17 protein-coding genes are annotated in these 21,517 nt (G+C 71.8%); 12 read left to right on the top strand and 5 right to left on the bottom strand.

The window, feature by feature from the left end:
• Positions 1-38: 38 nt before the first annotated feature.
• From DN051_RS05240 to DN051_RS05220, 5 genes are all read left to right on the top strand, one after another.
• Positions 39-2,612, top strand: a complete 2,574-nt coding sequence (locus tag DN051_RS05240; protein ID WP_112438106.1) for a SpoIIE family protein phosphatase — start codon at positions 39-41, stop codon at positions 2,610-2,612.
• On the top strand, positions 2,609-3,685 hold the full coding sequence (locus tag DN051_RS05235; RefSeq protein ID WP_112438105.1) for a substrate-binding domain-containing protein: 1,077 nt from the start codon (positions 2,609-2,611) through the stop codon (positions 3,683-3,685). Before DN051_RS05240 ends, DN051_RS05235 begins: the two co-directional genes overlap by 4 nt.
• Positions 3,686-3,807: 122 nt before the next feature.
• The gene (locus DN051_RS05230; RefSeq protein ID WP_112442079.1) at positions 3,808-4,413 is read left to right on the top strand and encodes a DUF998 domain-containing protein; all 606 of its coding nucleotides are present in this window, start codon (positions 3,808-3,810) and stop codon (positions 4,411-4,413) included.
• 353 nt (positions 4,414-4,766) lie between these two features.
• Positions 4,767-6,353 (top strand): SDR family oxidoreductase, encoded by a 1,587-nt coding sequence (locus DN051_RS05225; protein WP_112438104.1) that lies wholly within the window; start codon positions 4,767-4,769, stop codon positions 6,351-6,353.
• Positions 6,354-6,448: 95 nt separating this feature from the next.
• Positions 6,449-7,822 carry a cryptochrome/photolyase family protein gene (locus DN051_RS05220; protein WP_112438103.1) on the top strand — a complete coding sequence of 458 codons (1,374 nt, stop codon included), beginning with the start codon at positions 6,449-6,451 and terminating at the stop codon, positions 7,820-7,822.
• A 98-nt stretch (positions 7,823-7,920) separates the two neighbouring features.
• On the opposite strand, the gene DN051_RS05215 is transcribed toward DN051_RS05220, so the two are convergent.
• Positions 7,921-8,226 carry a hypothetical protein gene (locus tag DN051_RS05215; protein WP_159053868.1) on the bottom strand — a complete coding sequence of 102 codons (306 nt, stop codon included), beginning with the start codon at positions 8,224-8,226 and terminating at the stop codon, positions 7,921-7,923.
• A gap of 75 nt (positions 8,227-8,301) precedes the next feature.
• Positions 8,302-9,150, bottom strand: coding sequence for a DUF817 domain-containing protein (locus tag DN051_RS05210; RefSeq protein ID WP_112438102.1), 849 nt, complete (start codon positions 9,148-9,150; stop codon positions 8,302-8,304).
• Positions 9,151-9,519: 369 nt separating this feature from the next.
• Here DN051_RS05210 and DN051_RS05205 point away from each other — a divergent pair, with 369 nt between their 5' ends.
• The 6 genes from DN051_RS05205 (at position 9,520) to DN051_RS05180 (ending at position 15,840) form a co-directional block, all read left to right on the top strand.
• Positions 9,520-10,596 carry an ABC transporter substrate-binding protein gene (locus tag DN051_RS05205; RefSeq protein WP_112442078.1) on the top strand — a complete coding sequence of 359 codons (1,077 nt, stop codon included), beginning with the start codon at positions 9,520-9,522 and terminating at the stop codon, positions 10,594-10,596.
• Positions 10,593-11,450: an ABC transporter permease gene (locus DN051_RS05200; RefSeq protein ID WP_053756156.1), complete on the top strand. Its 858-nt coding sequence runs from the start codon at positions 10,593-10,595 to the stop codon at positions 11,448-11,450. The genes DN051_RS05205 and DN051_RS05200 overlap by 4 nt, the downstream gene beginning before the upstream one ends.
• Positions 11,426-12,184: an ABC transporter ATP-binding protein gene (locus tag DN051_RS05195; protein WP_053756157.1), complete on the top strand. Its 759-nt coding sequence runs from the start codon at positions 11,426-11,428 to the stop codon at positions 12,182-12,184. The genes DN051_RS05200 and DN051_RS05195 overlap by 25 nt, the downstream gene beginning before the upstream one ends.
• Positions 12,181-13,518, top strand: a complete 1,338-nt coding sequence (locus DN051_RS05190; protein WP_112438101.1) for an LLM class flavin-dependent oxidoreductase — start codon at positions 12,181-12,183, stop codon at positions 13,516-13,518. Before DN051_RS05195 ends, DN051_RS05190 begins: the two co-directional genes overlap by 4 nt.
• Complete coding sequence (locus DN051_RS05185; RefSeq protein WP_112438100.1) at positions 13,515-14,768, top strand: vanadium-dependent haloperoxidase; 1,254 nt, start codon at positions 13,515-13,517, stop codon at positions 14,766-14,768. The genes DN051_RS05190 and DN051_RS05185 overlap by 4 nt, the downstream gene beginning before the upstream one ends.
• A 421-nt stretch (positions 14,769-15,189) precedes the next feature.
• Positions 15,190-15,840: a DUF4360 domain-containing protein gene (locus DN051_RS05180; protein ID WP_053756160.1), complete on the top strand. Its 651-nt coding sequence runs from the start codon at positions 15,190-15,192 to the stop codon at positions 15,838-15,840.
• Positions 15,841-16,363: 523 nt separating this feature from the next.
• Here the strand turns inward: DN051_RS05180 and DN051_RS44915 are convergent.
• The 3 genes from DN051_RS44915 to DN051_RS05165 form a co-directional block, all read right to left on the bottom strand.
• Entirely contained in the window at positions 16,364-16,513 is a 150-nt protein-coding gene (locus tag DN051_RS44915) for a hypothetical protein (protein ID WP_159053869.1), read from the bottom strand.
• Positions 16,514-16,722: 209 nt separating this feature from the next.
• The gene (locus tag DN051_RS05170; protein ID WP_112438098.1) at positions 16,723-17,484 is read right to left on the bottom strand and encodes a hypothetical protein; all 762 of its coding nucleotides are present in this window, start codon (positions 17,482-17,484) and stop codon (positions 16,723-16,725) included.
• Between the two features lie 485 nt (positions 17,485-17,969).
• Positions 17,970-18,989: a LacI family DNA-binding transcriptional regulator gene (locus DN051_RS05165; RefSeq protein ID WP_112438097.1), complete on the bottom strand. Its 1,020-nt coding sequence runs from the start codon at positions 18,987-18,989 to the stop codon at positions 17,970-17,972.
• A gap of 238 nt (positions 18,990-19,227) precedes the next feature.
• Between DN051_RS05165 and DN051_RS05160 the strand changes: the two genes are divergently transcribed.
• Positions 19,228-21,411, top strand: a complete 2,184-nt coding sequence (locus DN051_RS05160) for a discoidin domain-containing protein (RefSeq protein WP_053756163.1) — start codon at positions 19,228-19,230, stop codon at positions 21,409-21,411.
• Positions 21,412-21,517 lie beyond the last annotated feature (106 nt).

Genomic DNA, 21,517 nt, shown 5'->3' with positions numbered 1-21,517 from the left:
TCGGTATCTGCGGCATGGACGGGAGGTAGGTGGCCCACATGCCTCATGACGGCCGTGCCCGGTCCGGCGACACGAAGCTGCGGGCGGACGGGTCCGGCGCCCCGGTGTGGGGTTCGCCGCCGGTGCCGGAAGCCGCCGTGAGCGACCGGGCCCTGACGTTCGCCGGGGCGGCACTCGCGGCGGTCTACGTGCCCGACACCGCGAACGGCGGGCTCCGCCTGGTGGACAGCGCCGGAAGCGGCACCGCCCGGTTCACGCTGCCGGAGCATCTGCCCGGCTCCGGTGGTTCGCCCGCCACCGACGTCTTCCGCACGGACCGGCCGCTGTGGCTGGACTCCGCGGCACTCGCCCATTACCCCGAGGGCGGCCCCACCCCGCGCGGCGCGGACACCTCGCTCGGCGCGCTGCCGCTGCGGACCGGCGGAGGACGGCACGGCTGCCTCGTCGTGGTGGGGACGTCCGCGGACGGCTTCGAGGCCGACCAGCAGCACTTCCTGGAGCGTTTCGCCGAGGTGGTCGCCGGCACGCTCCAGGACGGCTCCGGCACGCGCCAGGACGGTTCCCGCACGCGCCAGGACGGTTCCGGCCGGCGTACACCGTCGTCGCTGCTCAGCCGCGCCCTGCGCAGGCTGCGCGTCGGCTCCTTCGTCCTGGTCCCCGACACCGGACTGATCGACGGCGACGAGACCCTGCTGACGCTGGTCGGCATCACGCCCGAAGACTTCGACGGCAGGGCGGAGACCTTGCTGGCGCACGCCTACCCCGACGACATGCACGCGCTGATGTCGGTCCTGGAGCCGTCCGCCCGGTGGACCGGACGACGGGAACTCCAGTTCCGGGTCCGCTGTCCCACGGGGGAGTTGCGCTGGCTGAGCCTGAGCAGCCGGGTGCTGGCCGGCACCGACGGCCGGCCGGAGCAGGTGCTGGGCGTGGTGTCGGCCACCTCGGTCCGGTTGCGCTGCACCGACGACGTGTCCAGGATCCAGTGGCTCACGGCGGCACTCGACGATGTCACGACCGTGCGCGACGTCAGCCGGGTCATGGTCACCGCGCTGCGCGAGTCGCTGGGCGCCGACCGGGTGGCGCTGGCCGTACTGCAGGACGACCGGCTCATGGTCACCGTGCTCGACCCGCCGCAGCCCTCCGTCTGGCCGGCCGCGTGGCGTTCGCAGTGGCGATCGGAGTGGCCCGACGCGCCCGTCGGCGCGCTGCCCAGCGTCCAGCTGGCGGTGCGGAACGGGCGCATGGACCTGTGGCCCGCAGGCAGCTCCCTCGAACCCGAACTGACCGGGGTCGGCACCGGAGGTCTCGCCGTCCTCCCGCTGCCGGCCCGGGGGAGCGTGGCCGGGGTGTGCCTGGTGGGCTGGGACCGGCCGCACGCCTTCCTCCCCGAGGAGCGGTCCCTGCTGACCGCCGTCGCGGCACTCGCCGGTCAGGCCCTGAAGCGGGCGCACGCCCACGACGCGGAGCAGGAACTCGCGACGATGCTCCAGCGCAGCCTGCTGCCGCGGCGACTGCCCGAACTGCCCGGCGGGACCGCCGTCGCGCGCTACGTCCCCGCCCGGAGCGGGCTCCAGGTCGGCGGTGACTGGTACGACGTCATCGACCTCTCGGCGGAACGGGTGGCGCTGGTCATCGGCGACGTCCAGGGACACAGCGCCGGAGCCGCCACGATCATGGGCCAGATGCGCACCGCCGTCCGGGCCTACGCGGTGGAGGGGCACCCGCCCGACGTGGTGGTCTCGCACGCCAACCGCCTCCTCGTCGGCATGGAGACCGACCTGTTCGCCACCTGCTGCTACGCCGAACTGGACATGGAGGAGGGCAACGTCCTGTTCGTCCGGGCGGGGCACCTCTCGCCGCTGGTGCGCCTCCCGGAGGGCCGTACCGAGGAGGTGCAGGTGGAAGGCGGGCCGCCGCTGGGTGTCCTCGCCGACGCGGAGTACCCCATGACCGCCTTCGAACTGGCTCCCGGCGCGGTGCTCGCGCTCGTCACCGACGGACTGGTCGAGTCCGCCGAACTGCCGCTGGACGAGGGCATGCGCCGTACGGGCGCGGCGCTCGCCGCCGCCGATCCGTCGGACCCGGGCAGGATGGCCGACGCGCTGCTCGGCGACGCCGGCCGCCGTGAGGACGACGTGGCGTTGCTGCTGCTGCGCTACGACGGGATGGCGAGCCGCCCGACGCGGGCCGGCTGGGCGGTGTGGCGGCTGCCCGACGCCGTCATGCACGCCCGCCGGTTCACCGCGCGCACGCTGCGCCGGTGGCAGGTCGAGGACGGAGCCGACGCGGTGCTGCTGGTCGTGTCCGAACTGGTCACCAACGCCCTGATCCACACCCCCGGCGAGGTCCGCGTCGACCTTGTGCTGAGCGGCGACCGGCTGCGGGTCAGCGTCACCGACTCCTCGCCGCGCGCCCCCGCCAAACCGGTGATCGTGGACTGGGAGTCGACCGGTGGGCGCGGCCTGCTGCTGGTCGAGGCGGTGTCGGAATCGTTCGGCACCGTGCCGGTGGCCGGCGGCAAGCAGGTGTGGTGCGAGATCGTCGTACGGCGGTCCGAACCGGTTCCCGGGGACGCGGAGCCCGGCACGGAACGAGAGGGACCGCCATGAGCACCCGTGCACGGCAGGTCTCCGCGGCGCTCGCCGCCGGCCTCATGACCATGTCCGCCGCCTGCGGGGCCCGGGACGACACGGGCGGCGACAGTTTCACGGTCGGTCTGCTGCTCCCCAGCCGAGCCGTCCCCCGCTGGGAACACTCCGACAGGCCCTTGATCGAGAAGCGGCTGAAGGAGCTGTGCCCGGACTGCTCCCTGGAGTACGCCAACGCCGAGAACGACGCCGCCCGACAGCAGCAGCAGATGATGTCCATGATCGCCAACGGGGTCCGGGTCATGATCCTGGACGCCGCCGACACCAAGGCGCTGCGCTCCTCGATCCAGGAGGCGCGCGAGGCCGGCGTCCCGGTCATCGCCTACGACCGGCTCGCCGAAGGCCCGATCTCGGGCTATGTCAGCTTCGACGGCGCCGAGGTCGGCCGCCTCCAGGGCGAGGCGCTCCTGAAGGCAATGGGCCCCGAGGCCGAGAAGGACTACGTCGTCATGCTCAACGGCGATCCGACCAGCCCCAACGCGGCCTGGTACCGCAGCGGCGCACTGTCCGTGCTCAAGGGCAGGGCCAAGATCGGCAAGTCGTACGAGATCCGGGGGTGGAGCACGGACAACGCCCACGCCAACATGTCCGCCGCCATCTCCGCCCTGGGGCCGGACCGGATCGGCGGTGTCCTGGCGGCCAACGACGCGATCGCCGCGGGCGCCGTCTCCGCCTTCAAGAGCGCGGGGGTCCGGGAGCTGCCTCCCGTCACCGGTCAGGACGCCGACCTCGAAGCGGTGCAGCGCATCGTCACCGGCGAGCAGTACATGACGGTGTACAAACCGTTCAGGTCGGAGGCCGCCGCGGCCGTCGCCATGGCCGTCGCCCTGGGGCGCGGCGAGGACGTCGGCGACATCGCCGAGACGGCGACCGACAGCCCCACCACGAAGCGTGTCCCGTCGGTGCTGCTGACCCCGGAGGCGGTCACGGTCGGCAACATCGAGCCGACGCTCGTGAAGGACGGCGTGTTCACCGTCGACCAGATCTGCACCCCCGACATCCGGTCCGCCTGCGACAGGGCCGGACTTCCGTAGCGGTCGGACGCCGGACGCCGAGCGTTCGGCGTCCGGCCGGGCGTCACCCACCGCCCCGTTCGGGCAGCGGCTCCTCCGCGTGTGCGCGAGGGCGGGATGATCACATGTCCTACGGTGGTTTGATGCGAATTGTGCCCAGGTGGGCCTTGCTCTCGTCGGGGTGTGCGCCTGTTCTGATGATCGCCGGCTGGGCGATCGCGGCACGGCTCGAAGGGCCCTCGTACGACGCCTCCGCCCAGACGATCAGCGTGCTGGCGGCCCACGGGGCCGAGGGCTTCTGGGTGATGACCGCGGCGCTGCTCGCCCTGGGCATCTGCCATCTCCTCACCGCCTGGGGGCTGCGCCCGGCCGCGTTGCCCGGGCGCGCCGCGCTGGCCGCCGGGGGGCTGTCGGCCTTCGTGGTGGTCCTGGTCCCGGCGCCGAGCAGCGGAGGCTCCCTGCGCCACGGTTCGGCGGTCGCGGTCGGCTTCACTCTCCTGGCCGCGTGGCCGGTGCTGGCCACCGTTCGCGGTGGGACCGCGCCGTGGGGACTGCGCCCGCTGCCCTCGATCCTGGCGACCGCGCTGATGTGCCTGGGCGCGGCATGGTTCGTGTACGAAGTGGGCCAGGGCGGTGCCCCCGGCATCGCCGAACGCTTCGTGACGTCCATGCAGTCCCTGTGGCCCTTCGTGGTCGTCGCCTCCTGCTTCCGGCACGCCGAGGACGCCGCGCCGGCCCCGTCACCGTGACCGTTCGACCCACCCCAACGGGCCCGCGCCCGTCGCGCCCTCACCCGCCGGGCCCTCGATCCACCGACCCTCCACGCCCTCACCCACCGCGCCTCGCCCGCCGCCCGCACGGGTCCGTCCGGCGGCGGGGCGCCGCGCCGACATGAGGCGATGCCGTTCCCGTGGCACGTTGTATCGGAGGGATCTCCACGGGCCGGTCGGCCGCGCGCCCCGGGGTGCGCGCCCCACCCGCCCCGACCGTGCCCCCTGCCCCGTGCATCCGCACCGACCCCGAACGGGGAATGACCAGTAGCAAGTCCACCGCGATCCGTCGCGACAGCGCCCCCTCGGGGGCGGAAACGGAGCATCCGCCCATGGCGACCTCCTCAGCCGAGCCGACCTCCGCGCCGCGCTGCCTGGTCACCGGCGCCGGCGGGTACATCGGGGGCCGCCTGGTACCCGAACTGCTGGACGCCGGGCACCGGGTGCGCTGCCTCGCCCGCACCCCCGCCAACCTCCGTGACCTGCCCTGGTCGGAGCGGGTCGAGATCGTGCGCGGGGACGTCACCGACGCCGCGAGCCTGCGCCCCGCGCTGCGGGACGTGGACGTGGCCTACTACCTGGTGCACTCCCTGGGCTCCGGGCGCGACATCGAGCAGACCGACCGCCGGGCGGCGCACATCTTCGCCGACGAGGCCAGGGCCGCGGGCGTCGGGCGCATCGTCTACCTCGGCGGGCTCACCCCGCGCGACGTCCCCGCCGAGCGGCTCTCCCCGCATCTGCGCTCCCGCGCCGAGGTGGGCCATATCCTCCTGCGTTCAGGTGTCCCCACCACCGTGCTGCGCGCCGCCGTCGTGATCGGCTCCGGTTCCGCCTCCTTCGAGATGCTGCGCTACCTCACCGAGCGGCTGCCCGTCATGGTCACCCCGAGCTGGGTGCACACCCGCGTCCAGCCCATCGCCGTACGCGACGTGCTGCGCTACCTGGTCGGCAGCGCGCGGATGCCGCCCGACGTCAACCGGACCTTCGACATCGGCGGACCGGACATCCTCACCTACCGCGACATGATGATGCGCTACGCGGCCGTCGCCGGACTGCCGCGGCGGCTCATCGTGCCCGTGCCGATGCTCACCCCGCGTCTGTCCAGCCTCTGGATCGGGCTGGTCACGCCCGTACCGGCGGGCCTGGCGCGACCGCTCGCGCAGTCCCTGCGCCACGAGGTCGTCTGCGGCGAACACGACATCGCCGCGCACGTCCCCGACCCGCCCGGTGCCCCCCTGCCCTTCGACCGGGCCCTCGCGCTGGCCGTTCAGCGCGTCCGCGACGCGAACGTCACGACCCGCTGGTCCAACGCCTCGGTGCGCGGCGCACCCAGCGACCCGCTGCCCACCGACCCGGACTGGGCGGGCGGCAGCCTCTACACGGACGAGCGGGAGCGGATCGTCGAGGCGAGCCCGCAGGCGCTCTGGCGGGTCATCGAGGGCATCGGCGGCGAGAACGGCTGGTACTCCTTCCCCCTCGCCTGGGCCGTACGGGGCTGGCTGGACCGGCTCGTCGGCGGCGTCGGCCTGCGCCGGGGCCGCCGGGACGCCACCCGGCTCCGGGCCGGTGACGCGCTGGACTTCTGGCGGGTCGAGGAGATCGAGCACGGCAGGCTGCTGCGGCTGCGCGCCGAGATGCGGCTGCCGGGTCTCGCCTGGCTGGAGATGTACGCCGAGCCGGACGGGTCCGGACCGTACGGTGCCCCGCGGACGCGTTACCGGCAGCGGGCCCTCTTCCACCCCCGAGGCCTGGCCGGGCACTTCTACTGGTGGAGCGTCGCGCCGTTCCACGCGGTCGTCTTCGGCGGCATGGCCCGCAGGATCGCGCGGACCGCCGAGAAGTCGACCGGCCCCGACGGCCGGAGTGCGGCCGGGGGAGCGGCGCCCGGACTGCACCGGGCCGGCGCACGCCACCAGTGACGCGCCCACGAGGCCATGAAGACCGCCGCACCACGCAGCGGTTCCCCGGTCGTCCGACGCGGCGCCCCGGGTGACCGATCGCCAGAAAGGGTTCCGTGAACGTCTCGGTAGTCCTGTTCACCTCGGATCTACGGCTCCACGACCACCCGCCCCTGCGGGCCGCGCTGCGGGCCGCGGACGAGATCGTGCCGCTGTTCGTCCGGGATCCGGCCGTCGACCGCGCGGGCTTCGCCGCGCCGAACCGGCTCGCCTTCCTCGCCGACTGTCTGGCCGACCTGGACGAGGGTCTGCGGCAGCGCGGCGGCCGCCTCGTCGTACGGACGGGCGACACCGCCGGCGAGGTCCTGGCCGTGGTCCGGCGGACGGACGCGGCCGAAGTGCACATGGCGGCCGGTCACAGCGCCTACGCGCGCGCCCGCGAGGAACGGCTGCGGCGGGCCCTGGAGGCCGACGGGCGCCGGCTGCGGGTGCACGACGCGGTGGCCACCGTCGTGCCCGCCGGTGAGGTGACGCCCAGCGGTTCGGACCACTTCGCCGTGTTCACGCCGTACCACCGGCGCTGGGCCGCCCGGTCGGTGCGCACACCGCTCGCCGCGCCGCGCACGGTGCGTGTGCCGGACACCGTCGGCAGCGAGCCGCTGCCCACGCGGGCCGAGGTGGCGTCCGTGTCCGAGGGCCTGGCCGCCGGCGGTGAGCGGGCCGCCCGCCGCCGGCTGACGAACTGGCTGTCCCGGTACGCCGCGTCGTACGAGGAGGGCCACGACGACCTCGCCGCCGACGCGACCTCGCGGCTGTCGCCGTATCTGCACTTCGGAGCCCTGTCGGCGAGCGAGGTGGTGCACCGGGCACGGGCGAAGGGCGGCGCCGGCGCCGAGGCGTTCGTACGGCAGTTGTGCTGGCGGGACTTCCACCAGCAGGTGCTCTCCGCGCGCCCCGAGGCCGCCACCGAGGACTACCGGCCGCGGCACGACCGCTGGCGGCGCGGGGCCGGTGCCGAGCGGGACCTGCGGGCCTGGCGGGAGGGCCGTACCGGGTATCCGGTCGTGGACGCCGCGATGCGTCAGCTCGCGCACGAGGGCTGGATGCACAACCGGGGCCGTCTGCTGACCGCCTCGTTCCTGACCAAGACGCTGTACCTCGACTGGCGTGAGGGGGCCCGGCACTTCCTCGCCCTCCTCGTGGACGGCGACGTCGCCAACAACCAGCTGAACTGGCAGTGGGTCGCGGGCACCGGCACGGACACCCGGCCCAACCGGGTCCTCAACCCGCTGATCCAGGCGAAGCGCTACGACCACGACGGCGCCTACGTCCGTCGCTGGGTGCCCGAACTCGCCGGGCTCGGGGCGCCGGAGGTCCACGAGCCGTGGCGGCTGTCCGGCGAGGAACGGGCCGCACGCGGCTACCCCGATCCGATCGTGTCCCTGGCCGACGGACTCGACCGCTTCCGGCGGGCACGGGGCGGGGACTGACGGCCGGCCGCGCGCCCCTGGAGCGGGTGACGGTGAACGCGAGGGGGCAGGCCCTGACGGGCCGGTTGGGGCCGGCCTTCACGGCCGGCCCCCGCGAATCAAGGCATCCGTGCCACGTCCGCGACCGACGGGTCCTGGGCCTCGGCCTCGGCCTCGGCCGAGCAGTTCTCCTGCCGCGTCGACTCGGTCCCGAACATCAGGGTCCAGATGATTCCGTCGAGACCCTGCTTCTTCTCCACCCGGACCACGCACTGCGAGTCCGCGACCCCCTTGAGGTCGGGCGGCGGTGCCGTGTCGGCCAGTGCGGGAGAGGCTGAGGTCAGGGCTGCCGCCAGGCAGACGACGGCGGCAGCGGCCGAGTGCGCGATGGATCGCGGCAGACGGTGCATGGATGAAATCTTCATGATCACACTGTGTGCGGAGGGGGCGCCGGGAGGAAGGCTGACAGCACCTTCGACGGACAACTCAACCCGTTCGTGCTATCGCCCGGCGAGGCCGTCGGCGCCGGTGTGCCGCGGCCCCGCCGCACCGGCGGACTCCCCGGCCGCCCGCGGCGCGGGCCGGGTGGCGGCGGCCAGGACGAAGGTGACACTGATGAGCAGCGCCCAGGCACCGAATTTGTGGATGCTGACGGGCTGCCAGCCGTCGAGCTGGTACGGGTAGCGCCATGCGCCGAGGTAAGTGGCGAGGTTCTCCGCCACCCACAGGAAGAAGCCGATCAGCGCGAACGACAGCGCCAGCGGCATGCGCCGGCGTACACCGAGCACGGTGTACCGCACCCAGGTGCCCGCGGTGGCGGCCAGCAGGAGCCCGGCGAGCGGCAGGCGGGCGTCGGGCAGCCAGTGATGGCTGAAGAAGTTGAGGTAGACGGCCGCGGCCACCGCCGCCGTGCGGCGGGGACGGTAGCCGACCAGCTCCAGGTCGAACAGGCGCCAGGCCCGGCAGACGTAACTGCCCACGGCCGCGTACAGGAAGCCCCCGTACAACGGCACGCCGGCGAATTTCAGGACCGCCGGTTCCGGGTAGCTCCACGAGTCCAGCGAGACCTTCACCAGCTCGAAGGCCAGGCCGATGACGTGGCACACGGCGATGACGGCGACGTCCCGCCCGCTCTCCCAGCCCCGCAGCCAGAACACCGTGGTGAGGAGCACACCGTAGGCGACGAGGAGGTCGTAGCGCGCGAGCGGCAGCGGGGGCAGCGCGGCGGACACCGCCACACCCGACAACAGCGCGATGGCGAAGGCGCAGGCCCGGGTCTGCGCCCAGGCGAAACTCAGCAACTGGCGCAGCGGCGAGCCCCAGGGGCGGAGCGTGTTCGAGGTGGCCATGGTGCCCTGTAGGAGTCCGTCCGAGGCCGGTTCGGTTGCCGCCCGCCCACCGATCCGCGCCCGGCAGGCATCGGGCGGGGCCGCTTTGTTACGCACATATGGCGCGCCCACGAAGCTGTCATTGCAGTGAGGCCCGTGGCAACACTCGCTTCTTGACCGGTTTTTGACGTACGGCTAGCTTCGTCGCCATGCGGAAGTCCCGGCAGTTCCGAAAGAGGCGAGCCATCGATCTGATGCGCGTCGCCACCGCGGTGTGTAGCTGAACCGCGTCCCACTGCCCGTCCCGCCCGTCTCCGTTTTCCGTCGCACCGTTTCCGGTGTCGCGATCCGTTTTCCAGGGCGGTTTCTCCACTCTCTGTGAAGGCCATCATGACCATTCGTATGCGCATGCCCGGATTTCGGCGCCCGACCGTCGCGACCGCTCTGCTTCTCCCACTTCTGCTCACCTCGTGCGTGGACGGTGCGCAGACCGCGGCGAGCAGCAAGGACGTCTCCGCCGAGCGGATCCCGGCGAAGGTCTCCCCCGACACCACCCTCACCGTCGGCGCGCCGGACCTCAAGGTCGCCCTGGAGCTCTCGGGCCAGATCGACAAGCTGCCCTTCAAGGTGACGTGGGCCAACATCAGCGGTGGCCCGCAGTGCTCCGAGGCCTTCCGCGCCGACGCGCTCGACATCTGCTCCGCCGCCGAGATCCCGTCGATCAACGCCCACTGGACGGGACTCGACACCAAACTGGTGGCGGCGAAATTCCGCAAGGACCCCGTCAAGAACCCGATATACGAATTGGGAATCGCCCCGGGCGCGGAGGTCGACACCATCGCGGACCTGCGCGGAAAGAAGATCGCCTACAGCCCGGGACAGGCCCAGGGCGCCCTCGTACTGCGCATCCTCGAGAAGGCCGGTCTCACCCAGAAGGATGTGCAACTCGTCGAAATCGCCAGCACCGGCGACGTCTATCCCACCGCCCTCGGAAACCGCCAGGTCGATGCCGCTCCCATCGCTGACGTCAACATCAAGCGCTATCTGACCAAATACGGAAAGGACGGCGCCACGACGATCAAGCACGGGCTGCGGGACGACCCCGCACACCTGTGGGCGCTCACCGAATCCGTCAGCGACGCGCAGAAGTCGGCCGCGATCAGGGAACTCATCAAGTTCTGGGCGCGGGCGCAGATCTGGGTCGACCGGCACCCCGACGAATGGGTCGAGGGCTACTACGTCGAGGACCAGGGGCTGAGCCGCGAGGACGGCGAATACCTCGTCACGCGCGTCGGCCACCCGGACATCCCCGCGGACTGGACGGCCGCCATCCGCAGGCAGCAGCAGACCATCGACCTGCTCGCCGAGGAGCAGAGCCGGGAGGCCTTCGAGGCGGACCTGCTGTTCGACCGCCGCTACGAGTCGGTGGCCGCCGAGGCCGTCGCCGCGGAAGGGACGTCGTCATGAGCAGCACCGCCGTGGACCGGCAGGCGGTGCCGGCCGTGCACACCCCGGCCCCCGCCGTACGGCGCCGGCGCACCGGCCGGAAACGGCTCGGCCCGGGCAGGGCCCTGCCCTACGGCTGGGCGATCGGCCCGCTGCTGCTGCTCGCCCTCTGGGCGGCCGGTTCCGGCCTCGGCCTGATCGACGCCCGCAGCCTTCCCGCACCGTGGACCATCGCAGGCACCACCGGCGACCTCATCGCCGACGGGCGGCTCCAGTCCCACCTCACCACCTCCGCCCGACGCGCCCTGCTCGGCCTCTTCTTCGGAGTGGTCGCCGGGCTGGCCCTCGCCCTCGTGTCCGGGCTCAGCCGACTCGGCGAGGCGGTCATCGACGGCCCGGTCCAGATCAAGCGGGCCATTCCGTCACTGGCGTTGATCCCGCTGCTGATCCTCTGGTTCGGCATCGGCGAGACGATGAAGGTGATCACGATCGCGCTGGGCGTCTTCGTGCCCGTCTACATCCACACGCACAACGGTCTGCGCACCATCGACAACCGCTACGCGGAACTCGCCGAGACTGTACGGCTGAGCAGGCTCGGCTTCGTCCGCCACGTCGTGCTGCCCGGGGCCCTTCCCGGCTTCCTGCTCGGCATGCGGTTCGCGGTGACCGCCGCCTGGCTCGCGCTGGTCGTCGTCGAACAGGTCAACGCCACCAGCGGCATCGGCTACATGATGGAGCTCGCCCGCACCTACGGACAGACCGACATCATCATCGTCGGACTCGTCGTCTACGGTCTGCTCGGCCTCGTCTCCGACACCCTCGTCCGGCTCGTGGAGAGGAGGGCCCTGTCATGGCGACGCACTCTGGCGGGCTGACCGAGGCCGAAGGCGCCGCGGCGGTCCGGATCCGGAACGTGGTGCGCTCCTTCGGGCAGCGCACGGTGCTCGACGGCCTCGACCTGACCATCGCGCCCGGAGAGTTCGTGGCCCTGCTCGGACGCAGCGGATCGGGCAAGAGCACGCTGCTGCGCGCGCTGGCCGGACTCGACCACGACGTGGCGGGCAGTGGCGACCTCACCTCCCCCGAGCATGTGTCCGTCGTCTTCCAGGACGCCCGGCTGCTGCCCTGGAAGCGGCTGCTCGACAATGTCGTCCTCGGGCTGGACGGACCGCTCGCCGAGGAGCGCGGCAGGGCGGCCCTCGACGAGGTCGGCCTCGCGGGCCGCGAGCAGGCCTGGCCGGTCGAGTTGTCGGGCGGCGAACAGCAGCGGGTCTCCCTCGCGCGCTCCCTGGTGCGCGAACCGCAGCTGCTGCTCGCCGACGAGCCCTTCGGCGCGCTGGACGCGCTCACCCGGATCAGGATGCACACACTGCTCAAGCGCCTGTGCGAGCGGCACCGGCCGGCCGTGCTCCTGGTCACGCACGACGTGGACGAGGCGATCGTGCTCGCGGACCGGGTCGTCGTGCTCGACCGCGGCCGGATCGCCGCGGACATCCCCGTGGTGCTGCCCGCACCGCGCCGCCACGGCAGCACCGAGTACGCGTCCCTGCGCGACCGGCTGCTCGTGCAACTCGGAGTGGACCTCGTGGAGGAGGACAGCGCCGCATGAGCGCCCGCAAGCTGCACCTGAACCTGTTCGTCTACCCGGGCGGCCACCACGAGGCCGCCTGGCGCCACCACGGCACCGATCCCGGCCACCTCCTGGACATCGGCTTCTACCAGGACCTCGCTCGCCGGGCCGAACAGGCCGCGTTCGACGCCGTGTTCTTCGCCGACGGCCCGTCCCTGGCCGACAACGTGCGCTACGCCAGCCGGTTCCGGCTGGAGCCGTTCACCTGGCTGTCCGCCGTGGCCGCCGCCACCCGGCGGATCGGGCTGATCGCCACCGCCTCCACCACCTACACCGAGCCGTACAACCTGGCACGGCTGTTCGCGTCGCTGGACCACCTCAGCGGGGGACGCGCCGGGTGGAACATCGTCACCACCGGTGCTCCGCAGGCAGCCGGCAACTTCGGCCTCGACGCACACCCGGTGCACGCCGAACGCTACGAGCGGGCCCGGGAGTTCGTCGACGTCGTGACCAGGCTGTGGGACAGCTGGGAGGACGAGGCCCTGGTCGCCGACCAGAAGAGCGGGCTGTTCGCCGACACCGACCGCATCCACGAGATCAACCACGTCGGGCGGCACCTGAAGGTGCGGGGACCGCTCAACCTGCCTCGCTCACCGCAGGGCCGCCCCGTCTACGTGCAGGCGGGATCCTCCCAGGACGGCCGGGCCTTCGCGGTGGCGCATGCCGAGGCCGTGTTCACCGCCCACCAGACGCTGCGCAGCGGCCAGGACTTCTACGCCGACCTCAAGGCCCGCGCCGCGACCCTCGGCCGCAACCCCGACCGGATCCTGATCCTGCCCGGAATCAGCCCCTTCATCGGCTCCACCGAGGCGGAGGCACGCGCACTGCACGAGGAGTTCGACGAACTCACCCAGCCCGAGTACTCCCTCCAACTCCTCCACCGCCTGCTGGGCCTCAGGCTCACCGCCGAGGAACTCGACGGACCCGTGCCGCGCCGGCTCATCGAGACCGGCGGCGAGCGCGGCAACGGCAGCCGCTTCCAGCTCGTCCTCGACATCATCGACCGCGAACAGCCCACCGTCCGACAGCTTCTGCACCGTCTTGCGGGAGCCCGCGGACACCGTGTCGTCACCGGCACCCCCGAGCAGGTCGCCGACCAGATCCAGGAGTGGTTCGAGCACGGCGCCGCCGACGGCTTCAACGTCATGCCGCCCTGGCTGCCCGGCGGCTTCGACGTCTTCGTCGACCAGGTGGTGCCGATCCTGCGCGCACGCGGCCTGTTCCGCACGGCGTACGACGGCACCACCCTGCGCGAGCACTACGGACTGCCACGCCCCGCCTCCGCCCCCGCCTCGTCCAAGGAGTACGCGTGACCCCGCCAGAATCCCGGCCCGCCCGCCGCAGCCTTCTCGCCGTCGGCGCGGCCACCGCCGCCACCGCGTTCGGCATCGCCCCGCGGGCCGCGGCCGCACGCCCGTCCACGGTCCTCACCTGGTACGACGCCACGGCCGAGACCATCGCCGTGGCCGGCGCCACCACACAGGTCACCAACAGCCGCACCTGGGCCATCGCCTGGCTCGCGGCGGCCCGCGCCACCCGAGACGTGCCCGCCGGCGTCCACCGGGCCACCCACCAGGAGGCGGCGCTCGCCGCGGCGGTGCACCACGTGCTGGTCTCCCTGGTGCCGAGCCGAGCCGAGCAGCTGGACACGACGCTGCGGCAGACCCTCGCCTCGCTGCCTCCCGGACGGGCACGGGACCTCGGGGTCGCGGCCGGACGGCGCCGGGCCGGGCACGTCCTCGCCCACCGGCAGGGCGACGGTCTCGACCCCGCCTCCGTCAACGCGCCCTATCCGGTCCCGGCCCCCGCCCCCGGTGTGTGGCAGCCGACACCACCGTCCTTCGCGCCCGCCGCGCAGTACGGCAACCGGCTCGCCAGGCCGTTCCTGCTCCGCTCCCCGAGCCAGTTGAGACCGGGTCCGCCGCCGGCTCTCGACTCCCGCCGCTACGCCGCCGATCTCGCCGAGGTACGTGCCTACGGCGCCGTGGACAGCACGGTGCGCAGCCCGCACCAGACGGAGACGGCCGACTTCTGGTACGGCTCCTCCCTGACCCTCTACACCGAGCCGCTACGGGTGGCGCTGTTCCGCTCGCGGCACACAACGGCCGAGCTGGCGCGGGATGTCGCCGTGTTCCATGTCGCGCTGGTCGATACACAGGTGGCGACCTCGGACAGCAAGTACGCCCATGAGCGGTGGCGCCCGGTCACCGCCATCCGTACCGGTTCCATCGACCCCGACCCGGACTGGACACCGCTGCACACGACGCCGGCCCACCCCGACCACCCGAGCGGCCACAACACCTACTCGGGGGCGGCGGAGGTCGTCCTGGCGGCGTTCTTCGGTGCCCGCACCGCCCCGTTCGACCTGACCAGCCCGACCGCGCCGGGCGTGACCAGGACCTACACCGCCTGGCGGCAGCTGTCCGACGAGAACGTCGAGGCGCGCGTCCTGTCCGGCATCCACACCCGGTCGGCCGACGAGGCGGGCATCGAACTGGGCGCGCGAGTGGCCCGGTTCGCACTGGAACACCAACGGGAGCTGTTCGCCCGCGGGCCCGTCTGAGCGGCGTCCGCCCGCGGGGCGGGACACCGGGACGGCGGCACGCCCGTTCCGATGTCCCGCCCTTTCCGATGTCCTGGTCGTTGCGGCGTCGTACCCGTTGCCGTGTCCCGGTCCTTCCGGTGTCGCGCCCTTTCCCGCGTTCCGCTCGTCCCGATGTCCCGATGTCGCACCCTTCCGATGTCCCGATGTCGCACCCTTTCCACTTTCGCACCCGTCCCGGGAATGGCCGGACATCGCTCTGGTCCGTCCACGCGGGGGTCCGTACGCTGCGAGCGCTCGAGGTGTTCACAGAATGTCCACGGTTTCTCCGTGAGATCCGGACGAGTCAGGCTGTCTGGATCGTCATGTGTGGATTGGCATGTGCATGCCTGGAGTGCATGGTCGCCACCCCCCCCGCATGGAAGCACCAGAAGGGAGAACCATGGCTGCTGGTCTGCTGCTGAGCAGTGCGATCGCCGCTCTGTTCGCCACCGCGGTCCCCGCGACGGACCCGTCGACCGGGATCGTCGACCCGCCCCCGGACCGGATCGTCATCAAGATCGCCACGGTGAACGGATCCGGCTGCCCGCAGGGCACCGCCGCCGTCGCCGTGTCGCCGGACAACACGGCGTTCACCGTGACCTACAGCGACTACCTCGCCCAGATCGGCGGCAACGCCGACCCCACGGCGTTCCGCAAGAACTGTCAGCTCAATCTGATCGTCCACGTGCCGCAGGGCTTCACCTACGCCATCGCCAGCGCGGACTACCGGGGTTTCGCCTCGCTCCAGCCCGGTGCCAACGCCGTTCAGCGGGCGTCGTACTACTTCCAGGGCTCCTCGAACACCGTCTTCAAGAACCACCCCTTCCGCGGCCCCTACAGCGACAACTGGCAGGCCACCGACACCACCGAGTGGGCCCAACTGGTCTGGTCGCCGTGCGGTGTCCAGCGCAACTTCAACATCAACACCGAGATCCGGGTCGGCGCGGGCACGTCCGACCCCACCAAGAGCAGCTTCATGACGATGGACTCGACCGACGGGGACATCAGCACCGTCTACCAACTCGCATGGAAGGAGTGCCCCGAGTCCTGACGCCCACCGGCGCCCGGGCAACCCCGTGACCGGGGAACGAATTCGGCCCCGGTGGCGACACATGTCGCCACCGGGGCGCGAAGTCGTCAGCCCCATGCCGGGCGGAGAGGACGCCCGGACGGCTCGGTCGGGACCCGCGAACGGTGCCGACACGGCTGGTCGCCCCGCCTGTCCGCGCAGGTTCCTGGAAGGGGCTGCGCGCCCGGTCGGGAAACGTGACGGCGAAGTCGAAGTGGAACCGCTGGAACGCCGTCCGCTCGCGACGGTGCGGGTCCGGACGGCCGTCGGCCCGCTGGGGGCGAGCGGGTTGTGTGGTCGCGGTCGGAATCTGTGCGGCCGGCATCGGATCCGGTGTGTGGTGCGACATCGGCCGCCGTCCGGTGGAACGCCGCCCATGGACCGGCCCCACCGAGCGCTGCCAGGGGCGACCTCATCCCCACGCGCCCGGCACCTTCGCACCGGTGGACCACCGACACATGAGGTCGACACCCACCCGGCGGGTGGCGTCCCACGGCACCGTGGGTTACGCCCCGGCCCCGCCCACCCGGTCGTCGACATGGCCGACCTCCGCGAAGAGTTCCGGCGGCCTGTCCCGCCCCGCCGCCGGCACGGGCGCCAGGTGCGCGCCGCCGGAGGGGACGGCATCGCGCACCGTCAGCCGGCGTCGGCACATCTCACCCCCCGACGACGGGCGCCGGGTTGACGCCACCGGTGCCGGAACCACCGCCGACCCGGGACACGCGCGGGCACCGGCGCGCGGCCCGTCCGCCACCACGGCCGGGATGCCGGACGTGCCCGTCACCGGATCGCCGTGACGGACCGCCCGCACGTCCCTGAGCGACACACATACGCGCCCTGTCGGTGCGACGCGGGAGTGTGTCGTCAACCCGCGGCGTTCTGCCCCGCCGGCTCGGACTGCGCCTCGGCACCGGTGTCGGACTTCGCCTCGGACCGGGCCTCGGCCCCGGGCGCCCGGTCGGGAGTGGTGTAGAAGACGGAACTGCCCTGCTTGCTGCGCTGGGCGCGGCCCTTGGCCACGAGGTTCTCCAGCGTGGTGCGCACGACGGTGGTCTTGATGCGCCGATCCGGATGTGCCTGGTCGAGGGTGGTGGTGATCTCCGCGGCGGACCGCGGTTCGCGCTGCGCGCTCAGGTGGTCGTGGACGAGGTCGACCAGGGTGGGCTGCGCGGCCTTGTCGGCCGCCGCCGCCTTGGGCTGGGGCTTGTCCGCGGTGACCTTGGCGGCCTTCTGGCGGCCCGGCGCTGTGGTGGACTTCTTGGGCGCGGCCGCGGCCGCGGACTTCTTCGCGGTGACGGTGGACTTCTTCGGTGCGGCGGCCGGCTTCCTGGCTCGCGTCTTCTTCTCGCCCGAGCCGGGTGCGGCCTTGCCGCGCGGCGCGGGAACGGCGGTAGCGGCAGGAGCGGCGGCCGGGGTGGGCTGGGCGTCCGCGGCGTTGATACCGAGTGCCTGCTGCATGTTCACCAGCACCGAGTGGTCCTGCTGAAGCGTGGCCAACTGCTCTTGAAGAGTGACGATTTCCGCGCCGATACGCTCCTGCTCCTTGATGTTGCGTTCCAGATCGCCGATCACTTGGGCGGCGTACTGGGCCGCCAAGTCGCCGGTGGCCGTGGTGTTGTCGGACATTGTGCTGACCTTTCTGTGGTTCTGCCTTCGACCGTCCCGTGCAGTCCCGTGGGCGAACCGGAGAACGATTTGGCTCGGGCTCGCGCCGTGTGTGTCTTGGCCACACCTGCACCCAGGAGGGTGGTGGACAGCGATACTACGGTTGTCTGGCGCCAATTGTTCACCTTGAGCGCTGTTCAGTTGTTTGGCGGTGCTGTTCCGGAGTCGCTCCGCGGGGCGGTGGAGCGGCTGAACGACAGGCCCGGCGACGCGGCTGAAAGGCGATGTCGAACCGGGGAAGCGGAGTCAATCGCGTAAAGCCCCAGCCTGCCAAAGGGATTGGATTGCGTGCTGGGATTCCCGTGCTGGAAGGACCTGCTGGATTGACTTCCCGGCCGTGCCGGAGCGGACTTCACAACATCCCGAGTCACGATTCGTGCCCCGCTTCGATGAGATGAACCGCACATGGGTTCCGATACGTCACCGACCGGATCATGTGCCGCCGATCAGGCCGACTCGCGCACCACCAATAGCGGCTCGAACATCTCCGATGAGCATGTCGCACCGACGCCTTGGAGTTGTTCGACGAGCAGCCGCGCCATGGCCGCCGCCATGTGTTCCACGGGCTGGCGCACGGTCGTCAGCGGGGGACCGCACTCCGTCGCGGCGCTGGAGTCGTCGAAGCCCACCACGGCGATGTCACCGGGCACCGACACCCCGCGCTCCCGCAGGTACTGGCAGGCGCCCAGCGCCATCAGGTCGTTCGCGGCGAACACCCCGTCGAGCCCGGGGTGCTCCCGCAGCAGCCGGGCCATCGCCCGTCGGCCGCTGTCCGCCGTGAACCGCCCGCTGACGACGGGCACTTCCTCGATGCCCGCCAGGGCCGACGCCTCCAGGAAGCCGTTCAGACGCTCCCGGGCCGCCGGAGCGGAGTCGGGCGCGGCGATGACGGCGAGGCGTCGCCGTCCCCGCGCAGACAGGTGTGCGGCCGCCATCCGGGCGCCCGCCGCATTGTCCAGGTCGACGAAACCGGTCCGGACCTCGGCCGGAGGGCGGCCGAACAGCACCATGGGGATGCCCGCGGTGACCAGCATGCCGGGCAGCGGATCGGCCGCGTCGAGCGGAACGACGAGTGCTCCGTCGGCGGCGCCCCGGCTCAGGTAGTCGACGACCCGGGTCCTGGCCTGCGCCGAGTCCGCCACCAGCATCACCGGCTGCACGGCCCGTTCGTGCAGGAAGCGGAGAGCGCCGTCCACCACCCGCCCGAAGAACGGATCGGCGAACACCCGGGCGGCGACCGGGTCGCCGTCCGCGGAGAACACCAACGCCACCGTTCCCGTGCGGCGTGTCACCAGGGACCTGGCCGCCTGGTTGGGCGTGTAACCGGTGTGCGTGATGGCGCGGCGGACCGTTTCCTGGATGTGCGGGTCGACGTTGCGCACACCGTTGACCACACGCGACACCGTCGCCCGGGACACCCCGGCCACGCGCGCGACGTCCTCCAGCGTCGGTCCCCTCCTGGTCACTCCGGCACCCTAACGCCCCCGTGCGGGACGGGTACGGGCAGGCGCCGGACACGGCTCACCTGCGCGGACCGGGACCGCGGGGAAACCCCTCCTTCGTGATCTATCCAGGCTTAAGGCAAGGCGAAAGAAAAGTGTGTCGTGATGCTTGACCCTTCACATGAGGCACGGGCAAGGTTCCCCGGAGAGCGCTCTCCCTCTCTGTTCTCCCCATTTCCCCTCTGCGAAAAGAGGAACCCCCATGCCTTCGCTCGGGAAACCGCCGGTTCTCCGGCGATCCACCCCGGCACTCAGACGCGCCACCGTCGGCGCACTGGTGTCGTCGCTGATCGGCACACTGTTAGCCCTCGTCCCGGCGACCGCGGCACACGCCGCCCCCGTGCTGCTCTCGCAGGGCCGTACGGCGACCGCTTCGTCGACCGAGGGAGCGGCGTTCGCCGCCTCCGCCGCCGTCGACGGCGATCTGACGGGCACCCGCTGGGCGAGTCAGTGGAGCGACAGCCAGTGGTTCCAGGTCGACCTCGGTACGACCGCGGACATCAGTCGTGTCGTGCTGACCTGGGAAGCGGCTTATGGCAAGGCCTACGACATCCAGCTGTCCGACAACGGCAGCGACTGGCGGACGGTGAGGTCCGTGACGGCCGGCGACGGCGCGACCGACGACCTGGCCGTCTCCGGCAGTGGCCGCTATGTGCGTCTCCAGGGCGTGACCCGGGGTACCGGCTACGGCTACTCCCTGTGGGAGTTCCAGGTCTACGGCGAGGGCGGCACACCGCAGCTGCCCGGCGGCGGCGACCTCGGCCCCAACGTGCACGTCATCGACCCGTCCACCCCCGACATCCAGGGCAAGCTGGACGCGGTCTTCCGGCAGCAGGAGTCCGCGCAGTTCGGCAGCGGCCGCCACGCCTTCCTCTTCAAGCCGGGCACGTACCACAACCTCAACGCGCAGATAGGCTTCTACACCCAGATCTCCGGTCTCGGTCTCAGGCCGGACGACACCCACATCAACGGTGACATCACCGTCGACGCCGGCTGGTTCGACGGCAACGCCACCCAGAACTTCTGGCGCTCCGCCGAGAACCTCTCGGTCAGCCCGGTCAACGGCACCAACCGGTGGGCGGTCTCGCAGGCCTCGTCCTTCCGCCGTATGCACGTCCGCGGCGGTCTCAACCTCGCACCGAACGGCTACGGCTGGGCCAGCGGCGGCTACATCGCCGACTCGAAGGTCGACGGTCAGGTCGGGAACTACTCGCAACAGCAGTGGTACACCCGGGACAGCTCCATCGGCGGCTGGTCGAACTCCGTGTGGAACCAGGTCTTCTCCGGCGTCGAGGGCGCTCCCGCCACCGGCTTCCCCGAGCCGCGCTACACCACCCTGAACACCACCCCCGTCTCGCGGGAGAAGCCGTTCCTCTACCTGGACGGCACCGAGTACAAGGTGTTCGCGCCGGCCAAGCGCACCGACGCCCGCGGCACGAGCTGGGGGAGCGGCACACCGCAGGGTCAGTCCATCCCGCTCAGCCGGTTCTACGTGGTCAAGCCCGGCACCACCGCCGCCACCATCAACCAGGCACTGGCCCAGGGCCTGCACCTGCTGTTCACACCCGGCATCCACCACGTCGACCGGACGATCGAGGTCAACCGGCCCGACACCATCGTGCTGGGCCTCGGACTGGCCACCGTCATCCCGGACAAGGGTGTGACCGCGATGAGGGTCGCCGACGTCGACGGTGTGCGCCTGGCCGGCTTCCTGATCGACGCCGGACCGGTCAACTCGCCCACCCTGCTGGAGATCGGCCCGCAGAACGCGGCCGCCGACCACTCCGCCAACCCCACCACCGTGCAGGACGTCTACATCCGCATCGGCGGCGCGGGCGCCGGCAAGGCCACCACCAGCATGGTGGTCAACAGCGACGACACCGTCATCGACCACACCTGGGTGTGGCGCGCCGACCACGGCGAGGGCGTCGGCTGGGAGACCAACCGGGCCGACTACGGCGTACGGGTCAACGGTGACGACGTCCTGGCCACCGGACTGTTCGTCGAGCACTTCAACAAGTACGACGTCGAGTGGTACGGCGAGCGCGGCCGCACGATCTTCTTCCAGAACGAGAAGGCGTACGACGCACCCGACCAGGCCGCCATCCAGAACGGCAGTACCAAGGGATTCGCGGCCTACCGCGTCGACGACTCCGTCAACACGCACGAGGGCTGGGGCATGGGCAGCTACTGCTACTACAACGTGGATCCGACGATCCGTCAGGACCATGGATTCAAGGCGCCGGTGAAGCCCGGTGTGAGGTTCCACAGCCTGCTCACCGTCTCGCTCAGCGGCAACGGCCAGTTCGAGCACGTCATCAATGACACGGGCGCCCCCACCCAGGGCACCTCGACCGTCCCCTCGACCGTCGTCTCCTATCCCTGACGGTCCCGCCGGGACACGCCGGCCGGCGTGTCCCGGCTCACCGGAGCCGGGACACGGTCCTCATCAGGGGAGCTCGACCGCCAGGAGGTCGCCGGGCCGGATGTCC

The sequence above is a fragment of the Streptomyces cadmiisoli genome, from assembly GCF_003261055.1.
GTDB lineage: Bacteria > Actinomycetota > Actinomycetes > Streptomycetales > Streptomycetaceae > Streptomyces > Streptomyces cadmiisoli.
This window is presented reverse-complemented; position numbering and strand designations above follow the sequence as displayed.